This window comes from Paracoccus sp. (in: a-proteobacteria) (assembly GCF_030536915.1).
Taxonomy (GTDB): Bacteria; Pseudomonadota; Alphaproteobacteria; order Rhodobacterales; family Rhodobacteraceae; genus Paracoccus.
Genome location: NZ_JAUNPC010000002.1, coordinates 67,287 through 92,785 on the forward strand (window position 1 = coordinate 67,287; position 25,499 = coordinate 92,785).

Sequence of the window (25,499 nt, forward strand, 5' to 3'; positions counted from 1 at the left end):
CGAAGATGATTCCCTGATCTCCTGCGGGGAATATGCCTTGGTCGGCGCAGGTTCCGAGTGGCAGAGATGCTCGCCGCACCCTGCGCGGATCGGCGGTGGAAGAGCGTCCAGCGCGGTGGCGGTAATCGGCCCGATGCCGGGCATGGTCGTCAGCCGGGCACGGCCTTCTCACGCGCAAGGCTACGGCTCCTCTGGCCGGTCCGGGTGTCATGCAGGCCAGCCATATCCACCAGCACCCCGATCATGGCTCAGGAAGTTTCCAGCAGGCTGATCGCCCCCGGCCGCCAGCTTGGCAGAGAAGCCGATCCTTTGTCCACCGCAAGAGATCATGGCGAACCTGCCCATGCGGGATCACCTGATCCATCGCGGTGCCATCGGATTCGCGATGCTCTCACGGGCCGTGGACAGGGGCTGCGGTTTTCCGTGACGGCTGGACGGGGCGTCCAGAAAAGGTAGCCTTCAGGCCGCAGGACGACGGGCGTGAACGAGGAGGAAGTCTCTGAATCCCAAGGATCAAACGAGCATGCACCGGGAGCGGTATCCACCACCGGCTTCCGGGGCGGAAGAGGCCGACGACACCGAGCTGGCCCAGGCGATCGTCCGCTTCTGGATCGGAGGCGCCGCGGCAGGCTACATCCTCATCGCCATGATCCTCGATCTGTTGCCGACGGGCGCTGCGGCGGTTGTGGCCGTCTGGATGGGGATGTTCTTCCTCGTCTCGACATGGCTCTTCGCAGCCATCCGCCGCCATCCCGGCGTCCGGCACGGGCGGCGGGCGCTGGCGATGCTCAACGACTACGGCAGCACGGCCTTTGTCCTGTCCATGGGGGACAGGATCCTGCTGCCGATCTTCATGGTGCTGATCTGGATCACGCTCGGATACGGGATGCGCTATGGTCCGCGCTACCTGCTGGCGGGCACCGTCAGCGCCCTTCTTGCCATCGCCACCGTCACGATGTTCTCCGACTTCTGGCGCGCCCAGCCTTTCATGGTGGCGACCTTCATCCTGGCGGCGGTGCTGGTGCCGGCCTACGCCCATGTCCTGCTGACCCGGACGCGCCGCGCCCATGAGGAAGCGCAGGCCGCCAACCGCGCGATGACCCGCTTTCTGGCCCAGGCAAGCCATGACCTGCGCCAGCCCGTCCATGCGATCGGTCTTTTCACCGACTGCCTGCGCGCGGCGCCGCTGGGGCCGGAAGAGCGGGTGATGGTGGACCGCATCGACCGCTCGCTGCAGAGCGTGTCGCGCCTGTTCCGTTCATTGCTGGATGTCGCGACGCTTGACAGCGGGCGCGTCGTGGTCCGCCAAGAGGTGGTCGACCTGGGCGAGCTTCTTCGCGAGATCGCGGCCCAGAACTCCGAGGCCGTCCGCTGGGCGGAAGTGGACCTGCGCGTCGTGCCCACAAGGCAGCAGGTGCTGACAGACCCCGGGCTGCTTGCGACCGTGGTGCAGAACCTTGTCTCGAATGCGCTGAAATATGCGCCTGCCGGCTCGGTGCTGGTCGGCTGCCGCCGGCGCAACGGTGGGATTGCCATCGAGGTGCATGACCGTGGCCGCGGCATTGCCCCCGAACACCTGCCCCATGTGTTTGACGAATTCTATCGCGGCAGGGACCCGGATGACGAAATCGAGGGGGTGGGCCTGGGGCTTTCCATCGTCAAGCGCATGGCCGCGCTGATGGACCTGAAGGTGACGATCTCATCGGTCCCGGGCCGCGGAACGAGTGCAGCCCTGGACGGGCTTCGGCTGGCGCCGCCGCAACAGCAGCGCGCACGGCTGCCCCGGCGCAGGACGACGCCGCTGGACGGCCTTCGCATCCTGCTGATCGAGGACGACCGCGAGGTGCGGGACGCAACCGCCATGCTTCTGGCCAGTTGGGGATGCGAAACCCGGGCGGTCGCCGCCGCGCCCGCAGGGCCGGTCGCCTGCGATCTGATCGTGGCCGATCTCGACTTGGGCGGGCTCAAGGATGGCCGCGCCGCGGTGGAAAGCCTGCGCGCGGCAAGCGGCCGGCATATCCCTGCCGTTCTCATAACCGGGCATGAGGCGCTGGACCTTCACGACCCGGTCGACCGGGACACCCCGGTGCTGGCAAAGCCGGTGCGGCCGGCGGAACTGCGTGCAGCCATTGCGGCACAATGGCTCGGCAGGGCAGAGCGGCCCGTCACAGGCCCTCCCCGGCCGCAAGGGCCGCTGCCCCTGCGCGCGAACTGACGCCCAGCGCCTGCAACAGCGCCGAGACGTGAAGGCTGACCGTCGCGGGCGAAATGCAAAGATCGCGCGCGATCTCCTTGTTGGTCAGCCCCTTGGCGACCAGCCGCAGGACCTCGCGCTGGCGCGGCGTCAGCGCGGCGAGCGGGGGTTCGGGACTGCCGGACAGGCCTGCCTCGCGCTGCAGCATGACAACGGTTTCGCCACCCCAGACCGCCGCGATGGCGGCCCCGATTTCCTGCGCAGGCACGTCCTTTCCGATGAACCCGTCCGCCCCGGCCGCCATGACCTGATCGACCGTCCGTTCGTCGTCCAGCATCGAGATGATGACCACCGACGCCAGCTTGAACTCGGCCCGCAGCTCGTGGATGGACCGGCGCGGCGCGAAGCCCGGGAAGACGAGGTCAAGGGCGAACAGCGCCGGCGGCGGACCCGCGCGGGCCTGTTCCAGCAACTCGGCCATGGTGCCGGCTTCGCGCACCTCGGCATCGGGAAACCGCCTCTGGATGATGCGGCGGATGCCCTCGCGGAAAAGGGGGTGGTCGTCCGCAACGATGATCCTGCGCGCGTGCATCTTCCCCCCCCCGGACCGGAATGGCACCTGTCAGGCAGGGGAAGTCTGGGGGATCGGCGCCGGGCGTCAACCCGCATCGGCATAGTGAGTCTTCACTATTACCGGGTCCGGGCACCTGCGGCATCCTGTCCGCCTGAGGGCAGGAGGGGGATGGTGAAGCCGATGCTTTCCTTCACGCGGATCTGCGCGCCGGCCGGGCGGAGGGCGTAAGCCGATGGCGAAACCGCTGTTCCGGCCCGAGTCGTTCGAGGCGCGCCAGTCGGCCTGGCTTGGCCGGCCGACGGTGCTTCGGTCCTTGCCCGTGGCGGCTTTCGCGCTGTTCTCTGTCGCATTTGTCGGGGGCCTGCTGGCGCTTCTGGTTTTCGGCGATTACGGGCGGCGGGTGCGCGTCACCGGCGTGGTGATGCCCGCGGATGGCCTTGCCCGCCTTCAGGCCCCGGCGGCGGGGCGCATCATCGAGCTGCGGGTGCGCGAAGGCGACGAGGTGCGGCGCGACGACGTATTATACGTCGTCGGCATCGACAGCAGCACCCAGCTTGGCGACACGCAGGGCAGGGTCGCGGCGCTTCTGCGCGAACGGCGGGATGAGCTTGCCGCGACCCTTGCCCGCCAGGCGGACGTGGACCGGCGCGACAAGTCGCGGCTGGCCGACGAGCGCGCCGAGGCGCAGCGTGAACAGGCCGCGATCAGCGCCGAGATCGCCGAGGTGAAGGCCTATGCCACCGATCTTGCCGCGATCGCCGAGCGGCAGGAACAGATGCTCGGCCGCGGGCTGGTCCGCAGCAGCGACGTGGAATCCCGGCTGCAGTCCCTCAATGCCGAGCGGGCGCGCCTGGCCGGGCTGCGGCGCGAGCGGCTGCAGATCGAGGCGCGCATCGCCGCGCTTGAACACGATCTCGGCGGCTTCGACCTTGCCTCGGAAGAACGGCTGGCCGCGATCCGCCGCGAGATGCTCGGGATCGAGCAGGAAGTTTCCGAAAGCGAGGCCCGGCGCGAACTGTTCGTACGCGCCCCGCGGGACGGCCTTGTCACCGGCATCCTTGCCCAACCCGGCCAGACCGTCGCGGCGGCGGACCCGCTTCTGACCCTGGTTCCCACGGATCAGCCGCTCGTCGCCCAGCTTCTGGCCCCCAGCGACGCCATCGGCTTCCTGCGGGAAGGCGCGCCGGTGCTGCTGCGCTATGAAGCCTTCCCGTACCAGAAGTTCGGGCAGCATCCGGGGCGCGTCACGGTGATCTCGCGCGCGGCGCTGCGGCCGGATGATCTGGCGCAGGTTGCGCCAGGCCCGCCAGGCAGCGATGAGCCCGGCGCAGTCTACCGCATCACGGTCCAGCCCGAGACGCAGGCCGTCCATGCCTATGGCCGGGACGAGCCGCTTCAGGCCGGCATGCAGGTCGAGGCGCATGTGCTGGTGGACACCCGGCCGATCTACCAGTGGATCTTCGAGCCGGTCTACGGGCTGCGCGGCACCCTTGCCGCCGCGTCGGGGGGCGGGGCATGAGCGCCGATCTGGTCAGGCGCATTTCGGGCGGCTTTCCCTCGCGGACGCCCGCCATCCTGCAGGTGGAGGCGGCGGAATGCGGGGCCGCCTGCCTCGCCATGATCGCCGGGCATCATCGCCATGTCATCGACCTGGCGGCCTTGCGCCAAAGGCATCCCGCATCGATCAAGGGCGCGACGATGCGCGACCTGGTGGGCTTGGGCGCCAGGCTCGATCTCGCCACCCGCGCCGTCCGGCTGGAGCTTGAGGACCTTTCGCGCCTGCGGCTGCCGGCCGTGCTGCACTGGGGGCACAACCATTTCGTCGTGCTGGTGCGGGTCCAGCGGCGCCATGTCATCATCCACGATCCGGCCATCGGGCGCAGGCGCCTGCCCATGGCCGAGGTGTCGCGGCAATTCACCGGGGTCGCGCTGGAAGCATGGCCCACCGAAAGCTTCCGCCCCCGCGTCGAGCGCGCCCGCATCCGCGTCCTCGACCTGCTGCGCCGCACCTCCGGCCTTGGCGGCGCGGCGGCGCAGATCCTCGCCATCTCGCTTGCGCTCGAGGTGGCGGTGATCGCCCTGCCGATCGGCTTTGCCCTGATCCTCGACGAGGTGGTGGTCGCGGCAGATGTCGACCTGCTCACCATCATCGCGCTGGCGCTCGGCCTGCTTCTCGCGCTGCAGGTCGCGGCGGGATTTGCGCGCGCCTGGGCGACCATGCTTCTTGGCACCAGCCTGACGCTGCAGTGGAAGGTCAGCCTCTTCGACCAGATGATGCGCCTGCCGCTGTCCTTCTTCACCAAGCGCCACATCGGCGACGTCGTCTCGCGCTTCGGCTCCATCGACGCGATGCAGCGCACGCTGACCACGCGGGCGATCCAGTCGATCATCGACGGCATCATGTCGGTCACGCTGGTGGTGATGATGTGGCTTTATGGCGGCTGGCTCATCTGGATCGCGCTTGCCAGCCTTGCCGCCTATATCGCCCTGCGCCTGGCCTCATACCGCGCCTATCGGGCGATGTCCGAGGAAGCGATCCTGCACGCGGCGCAGGAAACCACCCATTTCATGGAATCCGTGCGCGGCATCGCCAGCGTCAAGGCGATGAACATCGAGGGGCGCCGCCGGGGCACCTGGATCAACCACCTGATCGACCGGGTGAATGCCGAGCTGCGGGTCCAGAAGCTGGACGCGGCCTTCGCGGCGGCGGGCACGGGCCTCTTCGGCTTCGACCGCATCCTTGTCATGGCGCTGGGCGCACGGGCGATCCTAGCCGGGGATCTCACGGTGGGCACCCTCGTGGCCTTCCTCGCCTACAAGGACCAGTTCGCCACGCGGGTGAACGCGCTTGTCGATACGGCGCTGCAGTTCCTGATGATGTCGCTGCACGGCGAACGCATCGCCGACATCGCGCTGGCCGAAACCGAGGAACCCGATCCGCCGGCAGCATTGCCGCCGCGGGTCGGCTGGAAGGCGGCTTCGCTGGAACTGCGCGATGTCTCTTTCCGCTACGCGCCGGGCGATCCCGAGGTGCTGTCGGAGTTTTCCCTTCATGTCCGCGCCGGGGAATGCGTGGGCATCGCCGGCCCGTCGGGGGTGGGCAAGTCCACCCTTCTGGCGATCGTCGCCGGCCTCGCGCGTCCCACCGGGGGGCAGGTGCTGATCGACGGCATCCCGCTTGGGCGGACGGGGCTTGCGGCCTACCGCGACCGGATCGGCTGCGTGCTGCAGGACGACCGGCTGTTCGCCGGTTCCATCGCCGACAACATCGCCGCCTTCGATCCCGAGGCTGGCCGGGACGCGGTCGTCGCCGCGGCGCGGATGGCCGCGATCCATGACGAGATCGAGGCCTTCCCCATGGGCTACGAGACGCTGGTGGGCGACATGGGAAGCGCGCTTTCCGGCGGTCAGCGCCAGCGGCTGTTTCTTGCCAGGGCGCTCTGCCGGCGTCCCGGCATCCTGATCCTCGACGAGGCCACGAGCCACCTCGACGAGGAAAACGAGCGCGCGATCAACGCCGCCGTCCGTCGGCTCGACATCACCCGCATCGTCGTGGCGCACCGCCCCTCGACCCTCGCCGCCACCGACCGGGTGGTGAGCCTGGGCGAGGTCCGGGGCGAGGCGCTCGCGACGGCTGCGGAATAACGGCCAGCCTGGCCACCAACCGGAAGGAGAAAACCGTCATGAACTTCATCAAGCGCATCGCCCCGGACAGAAAGCAGGGCGAACTGACGCCGCTTCTCGAGGCCCATCTCGACAGCGTGTCGGGCGGGGCGAACCCCGGACCGGGCTGCGCCCATATCTCGACGGGCTGCAACGAAACCCACGACAGCCGCACCCAGTGCAGGTAAGCCGCCGGCAGGAGAGACGGACATGACCACGCGTTCCACCTATGGCCGCCTGATCGGCCGCATCACCGGCTCGGGCGAGCCGGCCGCTCCGCTTACGCAACTTCTCGACGAGCATCTTTCCGAGATCGCGGGCGGGCGTTGCGGCTGCGGGCACAGTTCAAGCGGCAACCACATCTCGACCGGCTCGGGGACCAACCACGATTCCCGCACCGACCGCACCGTTCAGCGCTGAGGCGCCGGGGAGGGTGCGGTTCATGCCGCGCCCTTCATCCCCTGCCGTCGCCTGTTGCGGCAGGCCTGCTCTCCGAAGGAGGAACCGATGACCCAAGTCCGCCGGCAGCGGTCGATCGACATCGTCGCCAAGATCACCGAACGCTGCAACCTGGCCTGCACCTACTGCTACTTCTTCTTCGGCGGGGACGAGACATGGCTTCGCCACTCGGCCGTGATGAAGCCCGCGACGATCGAGGCGCTGGCCGGCTTCCTGGCCCGCGGCGCCCGCGAGCTGGAACTGGACGACATCTACCTTGGCCTGCACGGCGGAGAGCCGCTGCTGATGAAGAAGCCGGCCTTCGATGCGATGTGCAGCCGCCTGAAAGCCGCGATGCCCGAGCGGACAAGGCTTTACCTCGGCGTGCAGACGAACGGCATGCTGATCGACGCGGAATGGATCGATCTCTTCGAAAAGCACGAGGTCGGCATCGGCATCAGCCTTGACGGACCCGCGGCGGTCAACGACCGCGCCCGGATCGACAAGAAGGGCAGGGGCAGCCATGCCCGGGTCCTGCAGGGCCTTCGCATCGCGCAGGAGGCCGCCCGTGCGGGCAGGATTGCGCAACCCGGCTGCCTTTGCGTCATCGACCCCGACCAGGACCCGGCCGAGGTCTATGACCACCTGATCGGGGAACTCGGCTTTGCCTCGGTCAGCTTTCTGCTGCCGCGCGAAGGGCATGACACGGGGATGCGGATCGACGCCGGGAAATGGCGCGGCTTCATGCGCCGACTCGTGGCGCATTGGACCGATCCGGCGACCCCCACCGTGCCGATGCGGATCCTGTCCGAGCCGCTGAAGGGGATGATCTCGGACGAGGGCGCGGCATGGCGCGACATGCGGATCGCGAACCGCCACAACGTCATCACCGTGACAAGCGACGGCGAACTGGGACCGGACGACAACCTGAAGGGCCAGGACCCGCGCTTTCAGGAAACCGGCATGAGCGTCTTCGACACCACCCTGGGCGAGTTCATCGAAAGCCCGCTCTGGCAGGGGATCGTCACGGGCATCGACCAGCTTCCCCAGCGCTGCCGCGGCTGCGACTGGCGGCGCGTCTGCGGCGGGGGCGACGTCTTCAACCGCTACAGCCGCGCGCATGGCTTCAGCCGCGAGAGCGTCTTCTGCGACGCGCTGGACGAGATGCACCTGGAACTCGCGCGCTATGCCGCAGGCCACGGAATCCTCGCGGACGAAATCGCGGAACGCCTTTCCCGGCCGCCCAGCTTCCGCGCGAGCAACCTGGCAGAAGCGCGCCATGACGCCCGAGATGTGTCGAATGAACGGAGGATGGGCCTGAACCGGACGGACGCCCCCGTCGCAGGTCACGTTGCCGAGGAAGAGAGCGCCTTGCTCTTGCGGCCTGCAGGATCGCCGACCTGAATCCCGTCAGCCATATCGCAGCCACGTTGCGCAGGCTCTCGCACCCGCCGAAAGCTGCCTCGAAGACCTGATGCCCTGCCAGTTCGGGCAGCCGAACCTTCGAGCAGGAGAATCCGCCTGCGGTGATCCTGTTCCGCAGTCCCATGTTCCGGCACCCTGCCGGAAGGTTCAGATCCCATCGGCAGGCTGCAAGGGCAGGGTCACGCCCGGATCAGCGCCCGGTCCAGCACCTGCGCGACATGGATGGCCTGCCGGTCCGCGCCGTCCTGGATCTGGTGGCGGCAACTGGTGCCGTCGGCCACGATCAGGTCGTCCGGTCCTGCCTTGCGGACGGTGGGCAGCAGCGACAGCTCGGCCATCTTCATCGAGACCTCGTGGTTCTCGGTCGCATAGCCGAAGGCCCCCGACATCCCGCAGCAGGAGCTTTCGATCACCTTCAGTTCCAACCCGGGCACGCTGCGAAGGACGGTTTCGACCGGACCCATGACATCAAAGGCCTTCTGGTGGCAATGCCCGTGCAGATGCGCGACCCGCCCGCCTTGGTCGGCCAGCGGCAGCGTGACCTTGCCCGCCTTGAGGTCGGCGGCCAGCACCTCCTCGAAGAGCAGCGCCTTGCCGTCGAGGAAGCCGGTTTCGGATGCCGGCAGCAGCGCCGTCATCTCGTCGCGGAAGGTCAGGATGCAGGACGGCTCCAGCCCCACGACCCGCGCGCCCCGCGTGACGAAGGGCCTGAGCGCGTCGGCCGAGCGGCGGACCTCGGCCCGCGCCTCGTCGGTCTGCCCCGAGGCAAGCCATGTCCGCCCACAGCACATGGGCCGGCTGCCGTCTGCAGGCTGGACCCGGTGCAGGCGATATCCCGCGGCCAGCAGTACCCGCTCGGCGGCCTCAAGGTTCTCGCGCTCGAAATAGCGATTGAAGGTGTCGCCGAAGAGCACAAGGTCCAGCCCGTCGCCGACCACGTCCTCGGGCCGCGCAATGGGCCGCGCCTCTTTCCACGGGCGGCCCCATTTCGGCAGACTGCGCTTGGCGGAAAAGCCCAGCATCCGTTCGGAAAGCTTCGCGACAAAGGGGATGCGATCGCGCAGGTTCAGCGCCGGGGCAAGGCGGTTCGCGCGATGGGCAAGGCGCGGCAGGTTGGCGATCAGCCGTTCGCGCAGGGGCAGCCCATGCTTCTTGTGGTAATGGTGCAGGAACTCGATCTTCATCCGCGCCATGTCCACGCCCGTGGGGCAGTCGCGCTTGCAGCCCTTGCAGGACACGCAAAGATCCAGCGTGTCCTTCATGGCGGCCGAGGTGAAGGCGTCGGGGCCGAGCTGCCCCGAGATCGCCAGCCGCAGCGAATTCGCCCGCCCCCGCGTCAGGTGCTGCTCGTCCCGCGTCGCGCGGTAGGACGGGCACATGGTCCCGCCCGCCAGCTTCCGGCAGGTGCCGTTGTTGTTGCACATCTCGACCGCGCCACCGAAGCCGCCCCAGTCCGACCAGTCAAGCGCGGTCCTTTCCGGCTGCACCGCCGCATAGCCCGGCTTGAAGCGCATCAGGCTGCGATCGTCCATCTTCAGCGGCCGGACGATCTTGCCCGGATTCAGGCGGTTTTCCGGGTCGAAGCTGTCCTTCACCTGCTCGAAGGCGTGGGTCAGCTTTGCGCCGAACAGCGGTTCCACGAATTCCGACCGCGAGATGCCGTCGCCATGCTCGCCCGAGAACGATCCCTTGTGGCGGCGCACCAGATCGGCGGTTTCCTCGGCGATGGCGCGCATCTTCCGCACGCCGTCATCAGACTTCATGTTCAGGATCGGGCGGACATGCAGGCAGCCGACCGAGGCATGGGCATACCAGGTCCCGACCGTGCCATGCCTGCTGAAGACCTCGGTCACGGCGTCGGTGTAATCGGCCAGGTGTTCCAGCGGAACGGCGCAATCCTCGATGAAGGACACGGGCTTTCCGTCCCCCTTCATCGACATCATGATGTTCAGGCAGGCCTCGCGCACGTCCCAGACGGGCTTCTGGCGGGCGGGCTCGACCACCTCGACCACCGCGTCGGGGAAGCCGTGATCGGCCATGCACTGGTCAAGGCGCTTGAGGTCGCGTTTCAGCGCGTCGAGGTCGTCGCCCGCGAATTCGACCAGCAGCAGGCAGTTGGGCCTGCCGCGGGTGATGTCGCTGAGCGTGCGGACGAACAGGGGGATGTCGGCGCCCAGCACCAGCACGTTGTTGTCCACCAGCTCGACCGCAACCGGGTCCAGCGCGACGATGTGCTGCGTCGTCTCCATCGCGGCGCGGAAGCTGGGGAAATGGCAGACGCCCATGACGCGGTGCCTAGGCAGCGCCGACAGCTTCAGCGTGATGCCGGTGGTCAGCGCCAGCGTGCCTTCGGACCCGACCAGCAGGTGCGAATAATTCGGGTTGTCCGGCAGCAGCTCGTCAAGGTTGTAGCCGCCGACGCGGCGCTGGACCTTGGGGAAGACCGTCTCGATCTCGCCGCGATGCTCATGGGCAAGTGCGGTCAGCCGCTCGATGATCGCGCGCGGGCGCGAGGGCAGGGCGGCGGGCGGCGCCTCGCCGAGAGAGAAACGCTCGCCGTCATGCAGCATCCCGTCGATGGCCAGCACGTTGTCCACCATCTTGCCGAAGCGCAGCGAGCGGGCACCCGACGAGTTGTTCCCCGCCATCCCCCCGAGGGTGCAGCGCGAGGCGGTCGAGGGCTCGACCGGGAAGAACAGCCCGTCCTTGCGCAGCTGGTCGTTCAGCGTGGTCAGGACCGTGCCGGGGCGCACGCGGACCGTGCGGGCCTGCGGATCATAGTCGGTGACGCCGTTGAAGTGGCGCGACATGTCGAGGATCAGCCCGTCCCCGATCGGCTGGCCGTTCTGCGAGGTGCCGCCGCCGCGCGCGATCACCGGCACGCCATGCTCGCCCGCGACCTGCAGGGCGGCGGCGATGTCGGCCTCGTGCCGGGGGAAGGCCACGGCGCGCGGCAGGATCTGGTAGATCGAGGCATCCGTCGCATAGCGCCCGCGGGTGAAGGCGTCGAAGCGCACCTCGCCTTCCAGCGCCTTGGCCAGCGCCGTCTGAAACGCTTGGCTGCGGGCGGCCGGAGGGGTGTGGGGCTTGGTGGATGCGTTCATCTGCCGGTGCCTTCCTGCTGGTGGGTCAACCAGAGGGTAGCGGGCAAAGAAATTGAATACAATATTTGGATTCGGCCGCAGGATGGTATTCAGTTTGTGGACAGGTTCCGCAGGATGGCGTCCTTGGTGCTGCGCAGATGGGCAAACAGCAGGTCCGCCAACTCGCCCCCCGCCCGGCGGCGCAGGGCGTCGAGGATCGCTTCGTGTTCCCGCACGGCCTCGCGCCAGCGTTCGCCCTGCTCGTCGAGATTGGCGGCGAAGCGGACGCGGCGCAGACGGCCCAGCAGCGTGCGGGCCGCAGCCGAAAGGGCACCGTTCCCGGCGGCGGCAAGGATCGCCTCGTGGATGCGCTGGTTGCAGGCGAAATAGCCCTGCCGGTCGCCGCGCAGGTAAAAGGCATACATCTCACGATGCGCCTCTTCGATGGCGTCGAACCCGGCAGGCGTGATCCGCTCGCAGGCGAGCCGCCCGGCCAGGGCCTCAAGCCCGCCCATGAGGTCGAACAACTCGCCGATCTCATCAGGAGTCAGCACCTTCACGCGGGCGCCCCGGTTGGGCAGAAGCTCGATCAGCCCTTCCGAGGCCAGCACCTTCAACGCCTCGCGCAGCGGCGTGCGCGAGACGCCGAAGCGTTCGCACAACTCGCGTTCCGAGATGCGGGCACCGTCGGGAAGGTCGCCATGGACGACATGATCGCGCAGGCGGGACAGGATCTCGCCATGCAGGGTGGTGCCGATACGCTCGACCGAAGGCGCGCCGCGTGCCGTCAACTCGTTCATCCGCCCCATCCCTGTAATCCGGGCGGCAAGCATAGCGGACCGTCGGCAAACTGCCTAGATCCCGGCGCGGATTGAATCCAATCAGGGCTGGATGGCAGCTGTCTGACCGGCAAGGGATTGGCTAACGGCGCGCAGCTTGTTTTCCAGATGCTGCCGCAGCGTTGTGGCCAGCTTCGCGCCGTCGCGGGCCGAAAGATGCTCGATGATCCGCTCATGTTCCGCGACCGCCTGCGCCCAGCGGGCGAGGGTGGTGTTGGCGACATAGCGCGCCCGCTGCACCCGCGCCGACAGCGCCCGGTAATGGGCGGTCAGGGTCGGGTTGCGGGCGGCATTCAGGATGCCCTCGTGGATCTTCTGGTTCGCGGCGTAATAGCCGCCAAGATCGCCCGCCCGGTAACGGTCCAGCATCGCGGCGTGATGGGCGCGGATTTCCTCAAGCTCGGCGGGGGTGATGTTCTGGCAGGCGAGTTCGCCCGCTAAGGCTTCAAGCGCGCCCATGACGGGGAACAGTTCGTCCAGATCCTCCTGCGTGATCCGGCTGACGCGGGCGCCGCGGTTGGGTTCCAGCACCACCAGCCCTTCCGAGGCCAGCACCTTCAGCGCCTCGCGCAGCGGCGTGCGGGACACGTCATAGGCCTCGCACAACTCCATCTCTGGCACCTTTGCCCCCGGCGGCAAGTCGCCGTGGATGATGAGGTCGCGCAGCCGCTGCGTCAGTTCCTCGTGCAGCGTCCGGCGCCGCGGCGGCTTCAGGCTGTCGGGGACGTAGTTCATCGGTCACCCTGTGGATGGTCCCGTGGGGTCTTCGGGGGCGATGGTATCACCGCCCCCGCGCCCCGCGCCAGACCTTCAGCCCGGATCGGCCTCAAGGCCCAGGGCCTCGATGGCGGCGACGGCGCAGGCCTCGTCATTGTCGGACGTGTCGCCGGTGATGCCGACCGCGCCGATGATCGCGCCATCCTTGCGGACCAGAACGCCGCCCGGCACGGGGACGAGGCTGCCGCCCGCGATCGTGTTCATCGCCTGGATGAAATAGGGCTGTTCCTGCGCGCGGTTGTAGATCGCGCGAGAGCCCATCCCCATGCCGATGGCCCCCCGCGCCTTGCCCTGCGCGATGTCCGCCCGCAGCAGGCTGGTCCCGTCCTGCCGCAGCAGCACCTTGAGATGCCCGGCGGCGTCCAGCACCGCCACGGTCAGCGGCTTCAGCTTCATCTCTCCGGCCCGGTCCAGGCAGAGATCGGCCAGCTTGCGGGCCATGTCGAGTGTCAGGGTCATGCGGTCCTCCTGTCGGTTCCCCGTGGTGATGCGCCCCGGCGATGCGGGGCGCAAGCCGCTCAGGCGTCGATGCCGGGGGCGGGGGTGGCTTCCAGATGCGCCATGGCGGCCGCGACGCCTCCCCTGTCATGCGGCACGTCGGCCTTGGACAGCGCCATTTCCACGCCGCTGAGCGCGCCGACCAGCGTCAGGTCGTTGATGTCGCCCAGATGGCCGATGCGGAACACCTTGTCCGCGACCTTGGACAGCCCGCTGCCCAGCGAGATGTTGTAATGCCGCAAGGCTGCGGCCCGGAAGGCGTCGGCGCTGTGCCCTTCGGGCATCATCACCGTGGTCAGCACGCCGCTTTCATGCCCCTGCCGGTTGCACAGCACCTCCAGCCCCCAGGCGCGGACGGCGGCGCGGGCCGCGGCGGCATGGCGCTGGTGGCGGGCGAAGACGGTGTCCAGCCCCTCCTCGTGCAGCATGTCGATGGCCTCGACGAGGCCGTAGAGCATGTTGGTCGCGGGCGTATAGGGGAAATAGCCCTTGCCGTTGATCTCGACCATCTCCTGCCAGTCCCAGTAGGACCGGCGCATCCCGTTCTGCTTCGCGGCCTCCAGCGCCTTGCCGCTGACGGCGTTGAAGCTGATCCCCGGCGGCAGCATCAGGCCCTTTTGCGAGCCGGAAACGGCCACATCCACGCCCCATTCGTCGAAACGGAAGTCGATCGAGGCAAGGCCCGAGATCGTGTCCACCATCAGAAGCGCCGGATGCCCTGCCGCGTCAATGGCCCGCCGCACATCCGCGATGGGCGAAACCGAGCCGGTCGAGGTCTCGTTGTGGACGACGCAGACGGCCTTGATCTCGTGGGCGCTGTCGGCCCTCAGGTGCTGCTCGATCCGGTCGGGATCGGCGCCCGCGCGCCAGTCGCCGCCGATGAACTCGGCCCGGACGCCCAGCTTCTCGGCCATCTTCTTCCACAGGGTGGCGAAATGGCCGGTCTCGTACATCAGGACGCGGTCGCCTTCCTTCAGCACGTTGGCCAGCGCCGCCTCCCATGCGCCGGTGCCGGAGGACGGGTAGATGATGACATCCGCTTCCGTCTTGAAGATCGTCTTCATCCCGGCCAGCGCCTTGAGACCCAGTTCGCCGAACTCGGGGCCGCGGTGGTCGATGACCTGCGCCGACATGGCCCGCAGGACGCGATCCGGCACCGGGCTGGGACCGGGGATCTGAAGGAAGTGACGACCGAACACATGGGTCATGGACCTGTCTCCCATAAGGCGCGTGATTTTGAATAATGAATGCAATTTTTGACAGCGAGGGTCAATGCCAAAGCGGATGCGGCGCGGTTGCGCCGCATCCGCGGGCCGGGATCAGCCGGGAATGACCACGAAGATGATCCACAGAAGGAAGGGCGCAACCCCCGTCACCAGCGCGCCATAGCCGAGCAGCTGGCGATAGAAGACCTGCCGGTCGATGCCCTGCGAGTTCGCCAGCACCAGCGCCCCGCTGGTCGAGAAGGGGCTGACGTCCACGATGGTCGAGGCGACCGCCATCCCGGCGATGAAGGCGACCGGGCTGATGCCGGTGCCCGCCTGCAGGAAGGGCACCGCCAGCGGGATCAGCGCCCCCAGCAGCGCTGTGGACGAGGCGAAGGCCGAAACGATCCCGCCGATGTAGAAGAGCAGCAAGCCTGCCATCAGCGGCGAGGCCATCGAGGCCACGCTGTTGCCGACGAAATCGATGGTGCCCATGTTTTCCAGCACCGCCACATAGGTGCCGACGCCGGTGATCAGCATGATCTCGGGCCAGGCGACCTGTGACATCGCCCGCTTCTGCAGGTTCGGCTGGCACAGCGCGATGACAAGGCCGATGGTCAGCGACACGAAGCCGATGTCGAGCTTGAAGGCCAGCACCATCAGTGCCAGCGCCGCCAGCCCCACGACCGTGATGATCTGGATCGGGCTGCCGTCGGGCAGTTCGGTCTTGGGCGCGTCGGCCGTCAGCCGGTTGGGGTCGCCCCCTGCCTCGGCCCCGATGCGGGGGGTGAGAGCCTGCGCCTCGCTGTCGCCGAAGATCTGCGGGCCGGTGGCCGGCCGGGCGATCTCGAGATGCGGAACGGTGACGGTATGGCTCAGGTCCACGCGCGCCTTCATCAGTTCGCGCCCGCCGAGGACGAGGAACAGGATCACCACGCAGACGAGGTTGCAGAAGAAGCTGGCGGCGAAGGTCACGCCGGGGCTGAGCGGCAGGCCCGAGCGTTCGACCACGCCGTTGGTGATGCTGCCGAAGATCCCGATGGGCGAGAAGGCCCCCGCCGAGGCCCCCATCGCCACCATCATCCCCATCATCAGGGGCGAGATCTTGTAGCGGAAGGCGAAGCTCAGCGCGATCGGCGCCACGATGGCCACGGCCCCCGGCGTCACGGCGCCGATGGCGGTGAGCACCGCCGAGATCGAGAACATGATCCAGGGGATCAGCGCGAGCCGCCCCTTGACCGCGCGGACGGCGGACCGGACCAGCCAGTCGATGGTGCCGTTGTTCTGCGCCAGCGCGAACAGCCAGGTGATCCCGGCCAGTGTCAGGAACAGCCCGGCAGGGAATTCCCCGATGATGTCCTTGGTGGTGTCGCCCGCAAGCAGCGTTCCGACAAGGAACGCGCCCACAAAGGCGAGAACGCCGATATTGATCGGCAATGCGGTTGCAATGACGAACATCGCAACCAGCGCGCAGATGGCAATGAGGTGATGTGTCACGCGCGGCCTCCCTTCCTCGCATGGTATGTCCGGGGCCATGGATGCCGCCGTTGTGAAAAATTATGAATTATGAATGCGATTTCGGCAAGTGATGTCATGCTCAATTCCGGCCTATGTTGCAGATGGGCGGTCTCCTGCTGTCAGGAGGACCGTGGGTCGCGATCAGGTGTGGGAGCGAGGGCTGTTTCGGGAAGGTTAGAGGGGCCGATCTTCCGCACCGCTACCCTTGCGGGCTGCTGGCGTGCCGGGCAGGATGACGCGTGGCCATGTGCCGGACCCGACCCGATCACGCTGCGGACGGCCCGTCGCCACCGGGGTCGGGGCCGAGGGCGCCGGGACGCGGCCCGCGATCATCCGGGATGGATCACCGGCGGCTGAGTGCTTTATGACGCGCGGGCCGGACAGGACAGGGAAGCTTCTCGATGCGGATGCGCGACACGATCATCAAGCCGATGCACCCCGAGGGCAGGCGCTTCGTCGCGATCTTCGCCGCCGTCACCCTGCTGCTGTTCCTGCTATGGGAGCCCCTCGGCTGGATCGGCATCGGGCTGACGGTCTGGTGCTATTACTTCTTCCGCGACCCCGAGCGGGTGACGCCCGCCCGCCCCGGACTGGTGGTGAGCCCCGCCGACGGGATCGTTTCGCTGATCGAGCCTGCGGTCCCGCCCGCCGAGCTGGGCATGGCCGACACGCCCCTGACCCGCGTCAGCGTCTTCATGAGCGTCTTCAACGGCCACATCAACCGCAGCCCCGTCGCGGGCGAGGTCGCGGCGATCTCGTACCGTCCCGGCAAGTTCTTCAACGCCTCGCTGGACAAGGCGAGCGTCGATAACGAACGCAACAGCCTGCGCATCCGCATGGCGGATGGGCGCGACCTTGCGGTGGTGCAGATCGCCGGGCTGGTCGCGCGGCGCATCCTGTGCTTTGTCCGGCCCGGCGACCGGCTTGCGACCGGGGAACGCTTCGGCCTGATCCGCTTCGGCTCGCGGCTGGATGTCTACCTGCCGCCGGGGGTCGCGCCGTTGGTGGACATCGGCCAGACCATGGTGGCCGGGGAAACCGTCCTTGCCGACCTGAATGCGACCGCCCCGGTGCAGGCATGACCCAGCCCGCCCCCCAGGCCGAGTTCTCGCTGTTCCAGCTTCTGCCGAACGTCCTGACCATTCTTGCGATCTGCGCGGGGCTGACCGCGATCCGCTTCGGGGTGCAGGGGGATTACGTCGTGTCCGTGCTGCTGATCATCGGCGCGGGCATCATCGACGGGATCGACGGGCGGCTGGCGCGGCTCCTGGGCAGTTCCAGCAAGATGGGGGCGGAACTGGATTCGCTGGCCGATTTCCTGAACTTCGGCGTGGCCGCGCCCCTGACGCTGTATTTCTGGGCCTTGCAGGACATGCGGGGCTTGGGCTGGATCTCGGTCCTGGTCTTCGCGGTCTGCTGCGTGATCCGGCTGGCGCGGTTCAACGTCTCGGCCAAAGCGGACGCGCCCGGCGACAGCGCCTATTTCCAGGGCGTGCCCTCGCCCGCGGGGGCGCTGCTGGTCATGCTGCCGATGTATCTGTCCTTCGCGATCGCCGACCGGGCGGTGCTGCCGGACACAGTGATCTGCCTTCACATGATCCTGGTGGGGCTGCTGATGATCAGCCGGCTGCCGACATGGTCCTTCAAGACCACCAAGATCTCGCGCGAGAACGTCAAGTTCTTCCTTGTCGGCGTCGTGGTGTTCGGCGCGGCGCTGTTCAGCTTTGCCTGGGCAACGCTGATCGTGCTTTGCCTGGGCTATGTCGCCATGGTGATCTGGGCATGGATCGACCCGCGACGCCCCCGCAGCGGATAGGAGCTCCCATGGATATCGAAGCGGTCCGATCCTCTTATTCGCGCTGGGCGCCGATCTACGACCGCACCTTCGGGGCGGTCACCGGCAGCGGCCGGCGCCGCGCCGTGGACTACATGAACAGCCGTCCGGGATCGGTCCTTGAGGTCGGCGTGGGCACCGGCCTGTCGCTGGACCTTTACGGGCCGGAAATGCAGGTCACCGGCATCGATTTCAGCCGCGAGATGCTGCAGAAGGCCATCGACAAGACCCGGCGGCTGCAACTGGCCCATGTCCGCGAGTTGCGGCAGATGGATGCGCGGACGCTGGACTTTCCCGACGGGCATTTCGACATGGTCGCGGCGATGCACGTCCTTTCGGTTGTCCCCGAGCCCGAGCGGGTGATGGCCGAGATCGCGCGGATCTGCAGGCCCGGCGGAAAGGTCGTTATCACCAATCATTTCGCGCGGGAAAAGGGCGGGCTTGCCGCGCTGGAACGCGCCCTGGCCCCGCTGGCCGACAGGATCGGCTGGCATTCCGACTTCCGCATCGAGACCATCCTGCAGGAAGACTCGCTTGCGCTCGAACAGCGCAAGGCCCTGCCGCCGCTGGGCCTGATGACCTTCCTCGTGCTGGGCAAGCGCGACAGCCTGGCCTGATCCGCCAGCCGCGTAGCGGCGGTCAGTCCGCCAGGGCTTGGGCCGACAACGCGCAGTGAACGGCGGGTGTGGCCTCGGGCGCGGGAACGCAGCCGTCGGTGGCGTCTAGGGGCTCGATCACGGCGCCGCTTGCGGGCAACGTCACACGCCAGGGGTGAACATGCGGTCCCTGCGCATCGCCATGGGCATAGGCGGTGAAGCTCAGGTCGGTCTCGGCGCAGCGGGTCGCGATGACTTCGACCCCCGCGCCTTCCAGCACGCCGCGCACGGCCTCGGCGCGGGCCGCACAGGCGGCGGCGTCCTCGGGCGAGGACAGGGCCAGATGCGTGGTCCCGCCTCCGGGCGCCAGTGTCAGCACGACAAGAACGGGTTTCAGCATGGCGCGGTCCTTTGCGGCAAGGGGTCGGGTCGGTCCCGGTCTTGCGGCGGATCGTAGCGGCCGGCGCCGGGCTTCGCCATCCCCGCGTCAGCCGGGGCACGCGGGCGGCAACCCTTCCCTTTCGCGCGAATCTACCGCACACAGCGGCCATGTCGCGTGACCCGGGCAACAACCAGACGTTGATCTCCGCCAGCAACGGCCCGGTGGTCGAGGCCGATTCCACCGGGCTGGTGCTGCGGCTGTCCGACCGGGTGATCCGGGACATCGCCCGCCGCCTTCCGCGCCCCTCCGGCAGCCCTGCAGCGCCTGCCGGGGAACCCGCGGGTGTCGCCCCGGCCGGGCGGCTGGATGCGGGGATGCTGGGCGACATCGACGCCTGGGACCTGCAGCGCGAAGGCGACTGGCTGCGCTTCGTCGCCCATCGTCCGGGCGCGGCGGGCGCGCGGCGCTACCGCCGGCATGTCGCGGGCGGCGGCGTGATCGCCGAAACGCCCGGCCCGGTCCTGGGGGTGCTGTCGCTGGGCGCGGGACGGCGTCTGACCACCTTTTCCGGTGCGCCGCGCTTTCCCCATCACGTCATGGCCTGCGTCGCCCCGGACGAGGGCGAGCCGAATTTACCCGTGACCGGCTGGCGCAACCGGGGCGCCGACAGCATGCTTGCCGATGCGCTGCTGTCGCTGCGGCACGAGGCGTATCGCGCGCTGCCCCTGATCGTCGCCATGCCCGTGCCCCTGCCGCCCGGACCCTTGCCCCCGGCCGCCGGTGCCGCGATGGCGGTGGTGGACGACCAGTTGCGGCGGCTGGGGGAACTGGCGGGCTCGCTTGGAAAACCCGCGCGGCTTGCCTGCATCGGGCTCGAGATCGGCCACGACCAGGCGCCCGCCACCGCCGCGCGGTTCCATGCCGAGGCGCTGGCCTTCCTTGACCTGATCGCGGCGCGGCTGGCGCCCGGTCTCGGCACGCCGCGCTTTCTGATGGTCGCGGATGCGGGGCCATGGTGGGCGCATGACGCCGATGCGAACCGGGCGGCGATCGAGGGACAGCATCTGCTGGCGCTGCGGCCCGGCCGGCATGAACTCACAGTGGTCGCGCCATCCTACATGTTCGCGCAGGACAACCTCGGCCAGCCGACCGAGGCGGCCCTGCTGGACCGCGCCCGGATCGAGGCCGAGGCGCTGGAAACCCTGCTGCGGCGGAAGCCATGGACCTGCCCGGTCCTGTGCCTTGCCGAGAGGGGGGATCGCACGATCCGCGCCGTTTTCAAGGCCAACGGGCCGCTGCTGATCGACGCCGCCGACCCCTTCGGCGCGGGTCCGGGCGCGGGCTTCGCGCTGGCGGGCAGCACCGCGGGGATCGCCTCGGTCGAGATTGCGCCGGACGATCCGCAGAGCGTCCTCATCCATCTGGACGGCCCGCTGGAACCGCTTGCCGGTGCCCAGCCGCGGCTGGATTACGCCGTCGGCGGCCCGGCGCGCGGACGGGGCGTGGCGCATCCCCCGGCCTGCGGGGCGGTGCGGGACGAATGGGCACTGGAGCGCGATGGCGGAACGCTGCGCCGCTGGGCCTTGCCCGGCAGTCTCGTGATCCGGTGACGCCGATGCTGACGCTGCCCTTCGCCGTGCCCGAAGCCGCCCTGACCAACCGCGAGGCCGCCCGCCTGTCCCGGCTGACGCAGCAGGCCGGGGGGACCTGGCTGCGCGGCGCCGATGGCGGGGCGGACCGATGGCCCGCTGCGGATGGTGGAGCAGCCGCGACGCCGGTTGCCGATCCCCCGGTCTTTGCGCGGCACGCCGGCCGCATGGCGCTGAACCTGACGGCCGGAGAGAACGGGGGCCTGCGCCTGCCCGATGCCGTCCCCGACCCGGCGCGCTGGTCGGCGGCGATCCTGTGGACGGGCGACAGCCCCGCGCAGGCGCTGCTGGCCATGCGGTCCGAACGCGGCGGCAACCCGGTCCATCTGTCCGAAACCGGGGAAGGGCTGGTCTTCCGCGACGACGACGGCACTGCCTCGGCCGGCCTGCCGCCAGGGGGCGGGGGCTGGCGGCTGACGCTGCTTTCCTGCGCGGACGGCACGCTGCGGCTTTCGCAGGATGGGCAGACCGCCCGCGCAGAGGGGCTGACGGTTCCCGAAGGCCCCGCGCATCTGCTGATCGGGTGCCGCAGCGCCCGGCGCGGGATGCGGCGGACGCTGGGCGCGGGCCGCATCGCCGAGGTCTGGCTGTGGCCCGGCCTCGACATCCTGTCCGATGCCGGCGCCGCCCTGCGCCATGCCTTGGACGACCTTCTGCTGTGGGAGAGTTGAGCATGGCCTTCACCCGCGACAGCATCCGTGACGACAACATCTGCCTGATCTGGGTGGATGACATGATCGACATCTTCACCTGGCGCGATGCTTTCGGCGTCACCATCCGCACCCCGAACATCGACCGGCTGCTGAACCCGGGGGTGCGCTTTGCCAACACCTATGCCTCGGTGCCGCTTTGCGCCCCCTGCCGGGCCGAGGTGGCGACGGGGATCTCGCCCTGGCGCTCGGGGCTGGTGGATCTCAACCGCGTCTGGCGCGACGTGATGCCGCCCGAATACGCCTGGGCCTATGACCTGCGCCGCACGGGCTTCTATAATTTCACCACCGGCAAGACCGACGCGCATTATCAGCCGATGCCCGAATCCTACCGGCGCATCCTGTTCCACGAGGACCCCGAGGCGGCCGACAAGGGCGGTCGGCGCAACGTCAAGGAATATCTGGGCGGCAAGGGACCGGGCATCGCCGGCGTCAATCATCCGGACGACGACGGCTCGCAGGACGACCTTTTCTATGACTACTGGGTGGCGCAGAACGCCATCGACCATCTGCGGCGGGCCGACCCGGACCGGCGCCACCTGATCCAGCTTGGCTTCAAGCACCCGCATTTCAACCTGCAATGCCCCGACCGCTTCTACCAGATGTATGATCCCGCGCAGATCGCCTGGCCCTCGGTCGCCGCGCCCGAGGATTTCCACGGCCCCCAGCCTGGCATGGCGGTCTATGAACTGGCCTATATCGTCAATGGAAGCTGGACCCCGGAAAAGGCGGGGGACGAGGGCTGGCGGCAGGTCGTGCGCGCCTATTTCGCCGCCTGCAGCCATGTGGACCACGAGATCGGCCGCTTCCTCGACGCGCTGGCGGCCTCGCCTCTGAGTGACCGGACGACGGTGATTTTTCTGTCCGACAACGGCTTCAACCTGGGCAATCACGACAGCTTCCACAAGATGAGCCAGTGGGACAGCGCGGCCCATGTCCCCTTGGGCATCTGGAGCCCGCGGATGGAGGCGGGCCGGGTGGTGGACCTGCCGATCTCGCTGCACAACCTGCCGATGACGATCATGGACCTGGCGGGCCTGCCGCGCCGGCCCGACTGGCCATCGGGGCAGAGCCTGCTGCCGCTGATCGACGACAGCTTCGGGCAGTTCGATGAGACGAAATCCCCCGTCACCTCGGTCTTCGGCACGCTGTCGGTGCGCCCCACCGCACCCGACCTGCGCCACCTGCGCTATTTCCGCTATCCGAACGGCGAGGAGCATGTCTATGACCTGCTCGCCGACCCCGGCGAGACGACGAACCTTGCCGGAACCGCGCCCATGGACCGGCTGCGGGACGAACTGGTGCGGAACGCGGCCGATCTTGGCATCGACCTGTCGGGGGCCGAGAACCCGGCCCAAGGCATCAACGCGATGATGGCCGTGGACGGCTCGGTCGTGCTGGCGGGGGGTGCGCGGGACACGCATTACTGGGCCTATGGCGCCGACACCGCCCGGATCAGCGCCGAGGCGGACGGCGGGCACAACACGCTCTGGTATCTCGGCGGTCCCAACGACTTTGTGTTGCAGATGCCGCCCCACCTGCACGAATTGCGGGTCGCCACGGTGGTCGCCCGCACCGAGGGGGGCGAATCGCGCGAAGGCCGGACGCTGCGGGTCGTCGGCCACCCGGACAGCCCCTTCCGCTTTGAAAGCTCGGAACGGGTCTCGGTGCATGTGGTCGGCTCGAACGGCGACGACGTGATGATCGGGCAGAAATACGGCGGCGGGACCTTTCACGGGCAGGGGGGCGACGACCTGCTGGTCGCGACCTCCAAGCGGCCCAAGGACCGCAATGTCTTCCATGGCGGGTCCGGCAACGACACCCTGATCGGCGGGCCGGGGCGCGACAGCCTTTACGGCGGCTCGGGCGATGACGTGATCCACCTGCGCGGCGCCCGTGGGCTGGTCGTGGCCGGGCCGGGCAATGACGAGATCCGCGCCGAGGAAGGCGAGGCAGAGATCGACGCCGGACCGGGGCGCAACGTGATCGACCTGGCGGCGGGCAGCCATCGCGTGACGCTCGGCCCCGGCCCGAACCGCATCACGGCCGGGCCGGGCGCCAAACGGTTCATTCTGGAACACGGCGCCACGGTCGAGCTGACCGGCTGGGACCGGGCGCAGCGCTACGTCCTGAAGGACTGGTCCGGGCCGGTTCACCAGCGGGTACTGGATGGCGGCGGGACGATGCTTTACGCGGCGACTTCGTGCCTTGTCGTGACCGACTGCCCCGAGGGCACAGAGCTTCTTGCCCAAGTCGAGGGCGCCTGATCGACGGAGACCGACATGGATTGCGACGCGCTTGAGTTCCATTCACAGATGGCGGGATGGAACGCGGTTTCGATGGCGACCGAATACAAGGTCGTCGTCAGCGACCCCGCCGCCTTGCAGACGCGCGACGGCACCGGCGTGGACGAGGCGCTGCGCGGCTTTCTCGTGTCGAACATGAACGCCCGAGCCGCGGGGCGCCTGTCGCCGCAGGACGGGGTCGAGGCCGCCGAACTGATCGACGGCGGCAGCTTCGCCCTGCTGCTGGACCCCGTCACCCGGCAGCCCGCGCGCCTGTCCGATGGCCGGCTGCTGACGATCGACCCGCCGGGCAAGGGCAAGGACCGCCCGGCCGGACTTGAATCCATGGTCAGCTGGCGGTCCGACGTGGGCGTCCACCTGCAGGTGGGCGGCGGGGCCGAACGCTTCGTCTCGACCCTGCGCGAAAGCTTTCCCGAGGTGAACGTGGTCCGCCTCGATTTCAACGCCGAAAGCGTGGACAACGCCGGCATGACCGAGGAATGGCGCGGCTTTGCCCTGACCGCCGCGCGGGCCGGGCTGGGGCTGGTGATCCAGAACTCGGACGGCGATCTCGCCGGCGGGCTCAAGCGCGCCGAGCCGGTGGAACTCGGGCCACCCGATGCGCTGGCGCAGGTGCCGGGCGAATGGAAGATCAACAACGTCCGCGACGACTGGGAACGGATGCTGGACTGGTTCCAGCGCCCCGAGAACGCCGAGATCCTTGATGCCGTCCTTGGCTGGGAATTGATCAACGAGCCGATGGCCTATGGCAACACGCCAGAAGCCGGGGCGCTTTACAGCCGCCACATGGCCGACCTGATCGGTGCCGTGGATTGGGGCGACAAGCGCCTGTTCGTGGGCGGGTTGCGCGCCTCGGCGCAGTTCCAGCACCTGGACCACAACCTGATCCGCGATGCGGCGGGCGACAGGCTGGTCTGGTCGGCGCATATGTATCCCGCCTGGGTGGTCGCCAAGACCCCCGACCCGGACGGCGCCATGTTCCGCGACCAGATCTGCACACGCATCGGGACGCTGACCGAAGCAGGCGACGACATCGTGGTGACGGAATCGCAGCTTTACACCGAGGCGGGGACGCTCGACCCCGCGACAAGTGGCGCCCGGGCCGCGCAGAGCTTCAACATGGCCCGCAAGCTGCCGTGGTTCGCCGACAACGGCATCGGCTGGACCTGGTGGCCGCCGGTCGGCCGCGCCTCGCAGATGCTGAAATGGGGCGGCGGCAAGGCGGGCTACGAGGTCCAGATCGAATCCGCCGCCTTCGCCCATTGGGGCTGGGTGCGCGACGAGACCCAAGGTCCCGCCGGTACGACCGAGCATTGGGGCGGGTCCGAAGACGAGGTCCTGTCGGTCGATCCCACCCAAGACGAGACCGCCGACCATGTCGTGGAAGGCGTGTCCAACCCGCACGGGCTGATCTATGCGCTGGGCGGCAACGACAGAGTCACGGGCAGCGAGTTGCCGGACCTGCTTTACGGCGGGCAGGGCAACGACGTGCTGCAGGGGGGCGAGGGCGACGATTGGCTGTTCGGCGGACGCGGCGACGATGTGCTGGACGGCGGCGACGGCGGCGACAGGCTGATCGACCCCGAGGGCGCGAACACCCTGACAGGCGGGCTCGGCAACGACCACCTCGAAGGCACGGGCGAGCTTGACGGCGGCGAGGGCGACGATGTGCTGATCGCGTCAGGCGACGGCGCGATCCTGACCGGCGGCCCCGGTTCCGACCGCTTCCTGCCTTGGGTCCGCGGCGAGATCACCTTCACCGACTTCACTCCGGGAAAGGACAAGCTGGACCTGTCCCTGCTTCAGAC

At 68.6% G+C, this 25,499-nt stretch carries 21 protein-coding genes; 13 read left to right on the forward strand and 8 right to left on the reverse strand.

The features are described from left to right. The first annotated feature begins 523 nt into the window (after positions 1–523). On the forward strand, positions 524–2,215 hold the full coding sequence (locus Q4F04_RS01000) for an ATP-binding protein (RefSeq protein ID WP_303367969.1): 1,692 nt from the start codon (positions 524–526) through the stop codon (positions 2,213–2,215). On the opposite strand, the gene Q4F04_RS01005 is transcribed toward Q4F04_RS01000, so the two are convergent. Continuing rightward, a complete protein-coding gene (locus Q4F04_RS01005; protein ID WP_303367970.1) occupies positions 2,166–2,786 on the reverse strand; it encodes a response regulator transcription factor in 621 nt (206 codons plus the stop codon). The genes Q4F04_RS01000 and Q4F04_RS01005 overlap by 50 nt on opposite strands. Before the next feature lie 214 nt (positions 2,787–3,000). Between Q4F04_RS01005 and Q4F04_RS01010 the strand changes: the two genes are divergently transcribed. From Q4F04_RS01010 to Q4F04_RS01030, 5 genes are all read left to right on the forward strand, one after another. Beyond that, positions 3,001–4,287 (forward strand): HlyD family secretion protein, encoded by a 1,287-nt coding sequence (locus Q4F04_RS01010; protein ID WP_303367971.1) that lies wholly within the window; start codon positions 3,001–3,003, stop codon positions 4,285–4,287. Continuing rightward, positions 4,284–6,413, forward strand: coding sequence for a peptidase domain-containing ABC transporter (locus Q4F04_RS01015; RefSeq protein WP_303367972.1), 2,130 nt, complete (start codon positions 4,284–4,286; stop codon positions 6,411–6,413). Before Q4F04_RS01010 ends, Q4F04_RS01015 begins: the two co-directional genes overlap by 4 nt. Before the next feature lie 38 nt (positions 6,414–6,451). Then, the gene (locus tag Q4F04_RS01020) at positions 6,452–6,619 is read left to right on the forward strand and encodes a hypothetical protein (protein ID WP_303367973.1); all 168 of its coding nucleotides are present in this window, start codon (positions 6,452–6,454) and stop codon (positions 6,617–6,619) included. Between the two features lie 22 nt (positions 6,620–6,641). Further along, the gene (locus tag Q4F04_RS01025; RefSeq protein WP_303367974.1) at positions 6,642–6,851 is read left to right on the forward strand and encodes a hypothetical protein; all 210 of its coding nucleotides are present in this window, start codon (positions 6,642–6,644) and stop codon (positions 6,849–6,851) included. 87 nt (positions 6,852–6,938) lie between these two features. Continuing rightward, entirely contained in the window at positions 6,939–8,273 is a 1,335-nt protein-coding gene (locus Q4F04_RS01030; protein WP_303367975.1) for a radical SAM protein, read from the forward strand. Between the two features lie 200 nt (positions 8,274–8,473). Here the strand turns inward: Q4F04_RS01030 and Q4F04_RS01035 are convergent, their stop codons facing one another. The 6 genes from Q4F04_RS01035 to Q4F04_RS01060 all read right to left on the reverse strand — a co-directional run bounded on the left by Q4F04_RS01035 (position 8,474) and on the right by Q4F04_RS01060 (position 16,193). Then, on the reverse strand, positions 8,474–11,398 hold the full coding sequence (locus Q4F04_RS01035) for an FAD-binding and (Fe-S)-binding domain-containing protein (RefSeq protein ID WP_303367976.1): 2,925 nt from the start codon (positions 11,396–11,398) through the stop codon (positions 8,474–8,476). An 89-nt stretch (positions 11,399–11,487) separates the two neighbouring features. Then, positions 11,488–12,177, reverse strand: a complete 690-nt coding sequence (locus Q4F04_RS01040; RefSeq protein WP_303367977.1) for a GntR family transcriptional regulator — start codon at positions 12,175–12,177, stop codon at positions 11,488–11,490. An 81-nt stretch (positions 12,178–12,258) separates the two neighbouring features. After that, the gene (locus tag Q4F04_RS01045) at positions 12,259–12,951 is read right to left on the reverse strand and encodes a GntR family transcriptional regulator (RefSeq protein ID WP_303367978.1); all 693 of its coding nucleotides are present in this window, start codon (positions 12,949–12,951) and stop codon (positions 12,259–12,261) included. A gap of 75 nt (positions 12,952–13,026) precedes the next feature. After that, entirely contained in the window at positions 13,027–13,452 is a 426-nt protein-coding gene (locus Q4F04_RS01050; RefSeq protein WP_303367979.1) for a heme-binding protein, read from the reverse strand. 59 nt (positions 13,453–13,511) lie between these two features. Then, positions 13,512–14,699, reverse strand: a complete 1,188-nt coding sequence (locus Q4F04_RS01055; protein WP_303367980.1) for an alanine--glyoxylate aminotransferase family protein — start codon at positions 14,697–14,699, stop codon at positions 13,512–13,514. A 111-nt stretch (positions 14,700–14,810) separates the two neighbouring features. Further along, the gene (locus Q4F04_RS01060; RefSeq protein WP_303367981.1) at positions 14,811–16,193 is read right to left on the reverse strand and encodes an SLC13 family permease; all 1,383 of its coding nucleotides are present in this window, start codon (positions 16,191–16,193) and stop codon (positions 14,811–14,813) included. A gap of 422 nt (positions 16,194–16,615) precedes the next feature. On the opposite strand from Q4F04_RS01060, the gene Q4F04_RS01065 reads away from it, so the two are divergent. From Q4F04_RS01065 to Q4F04_RS01075, 3 genes are read left to right on the forward strand one after another with little or no spacing between them, the layout of a single operon-like run. Beyond that, positions 16,616–17,296, forward strand: coding sequence for a phosphatidylserine decarboxylase (locus Q4F04_RS01065; protein WP_303367982.1), 681 nt, complete (start codon positions 16,616–16,618; stop codon positions 17,294–17,296). Then, complete coding sequence (locus tag Q4F04_RS01070) at positions 17,293–18,030, forward strand: phosphatidylcholine/phosphatidylserine synthase (protein ID WP_303367983.1); 738 nt, start codon at positions 17,293–17,295, stop codon at positions 18,028–18,030. The genes Q4F04_RS01065 and Q4F04_RS01070 overlap by 4 nt, the downstream gene beginning before the upstream one ends. A gap of 8 nt (positions 18,031–18,038) precedes the next feature. Further along, positions 18,039–18,665: a class I SAM-dependent methyltransferase gene (locus Q4F04_RS01075; RefSeq protein ID WP_303367984.1), complete on the forward strand. Its 627-nt coding sequence runs from the start codon at positions 18,039–18,041 to the stop codon at positions 18,663–18,665. Positions 18,666–18,687: 22 nt separating this feature from the next. Here Q4F04_RS01075 and Q4F04_RS01080 read toward each other — a convergent pair whose 3' ends face one another. Then, entirely contained in the window at positions 18,688–19,044 is a 357-nt protein-coding gene (locus tag Q4F04_RS01080; RefSeq protein ID WP_303367985.1) for a hypothetical protein, read from the reverse strand. A 149-nt stretch (positions 19,045–19,193) separates the two neighbouring features. On the opposite strand from Q4F04_RS01080, the gene Q4F04_RS01085 reads away from it, so the two are divergent. From Q4F04_RS01085 to Q4F04_RS01100, 4 genes are all read left to right on the forward strand, one after another. Next, complete coding sequence (locus tag Q4F04_RS01085) at positions 19,194–20,636, forward strand: hypothetical protein (RefSeq protein WP_303367986.1); 1,443 nt, start codon at positions 19,194–19,196, stop codon at positions 20,634–20,636. A gap of 5 nt (positions 20,637–20,641) precedes the next feature. Continuing rightward, the gene (locus Q4F04_RS01090) at positions 20,642–21,346 is read left to right on the forward strand and encodes a hypothetical protein (RefSeq protein WP_303367987.1); all 705 of its coding nucleotides are present in this window, start codon (positions 20,642–20,644) and stop codon (positions 21,344–21,346) included. A 2-nt stretch (positions 21,347–21,348) separates the two neighbouring features. Beyond that, positions 21,349–23,652: a sulfatase-like hydrolase/transferase gene (locus Q4F04_RS01095; RefSeq protein ID WP_303367988.1), complete on the forward strand. Its 2,304-nt coding sequence runs from the start codon at positions 21,349–21,351 to the stop codon at positions 23,650–23,652. A 15-nt stretch (positions 23,653–23,667) separates the two neighbouring features. After that, a partial coding sequence (locus Q4F04_RS01100; RefSeq protein ID WP_303367989.1) for a cellulase family glycosylhydrolase occupies positions 23,668–25,499 on the forward strand: 1,832 nt, incomplete at its 3' end.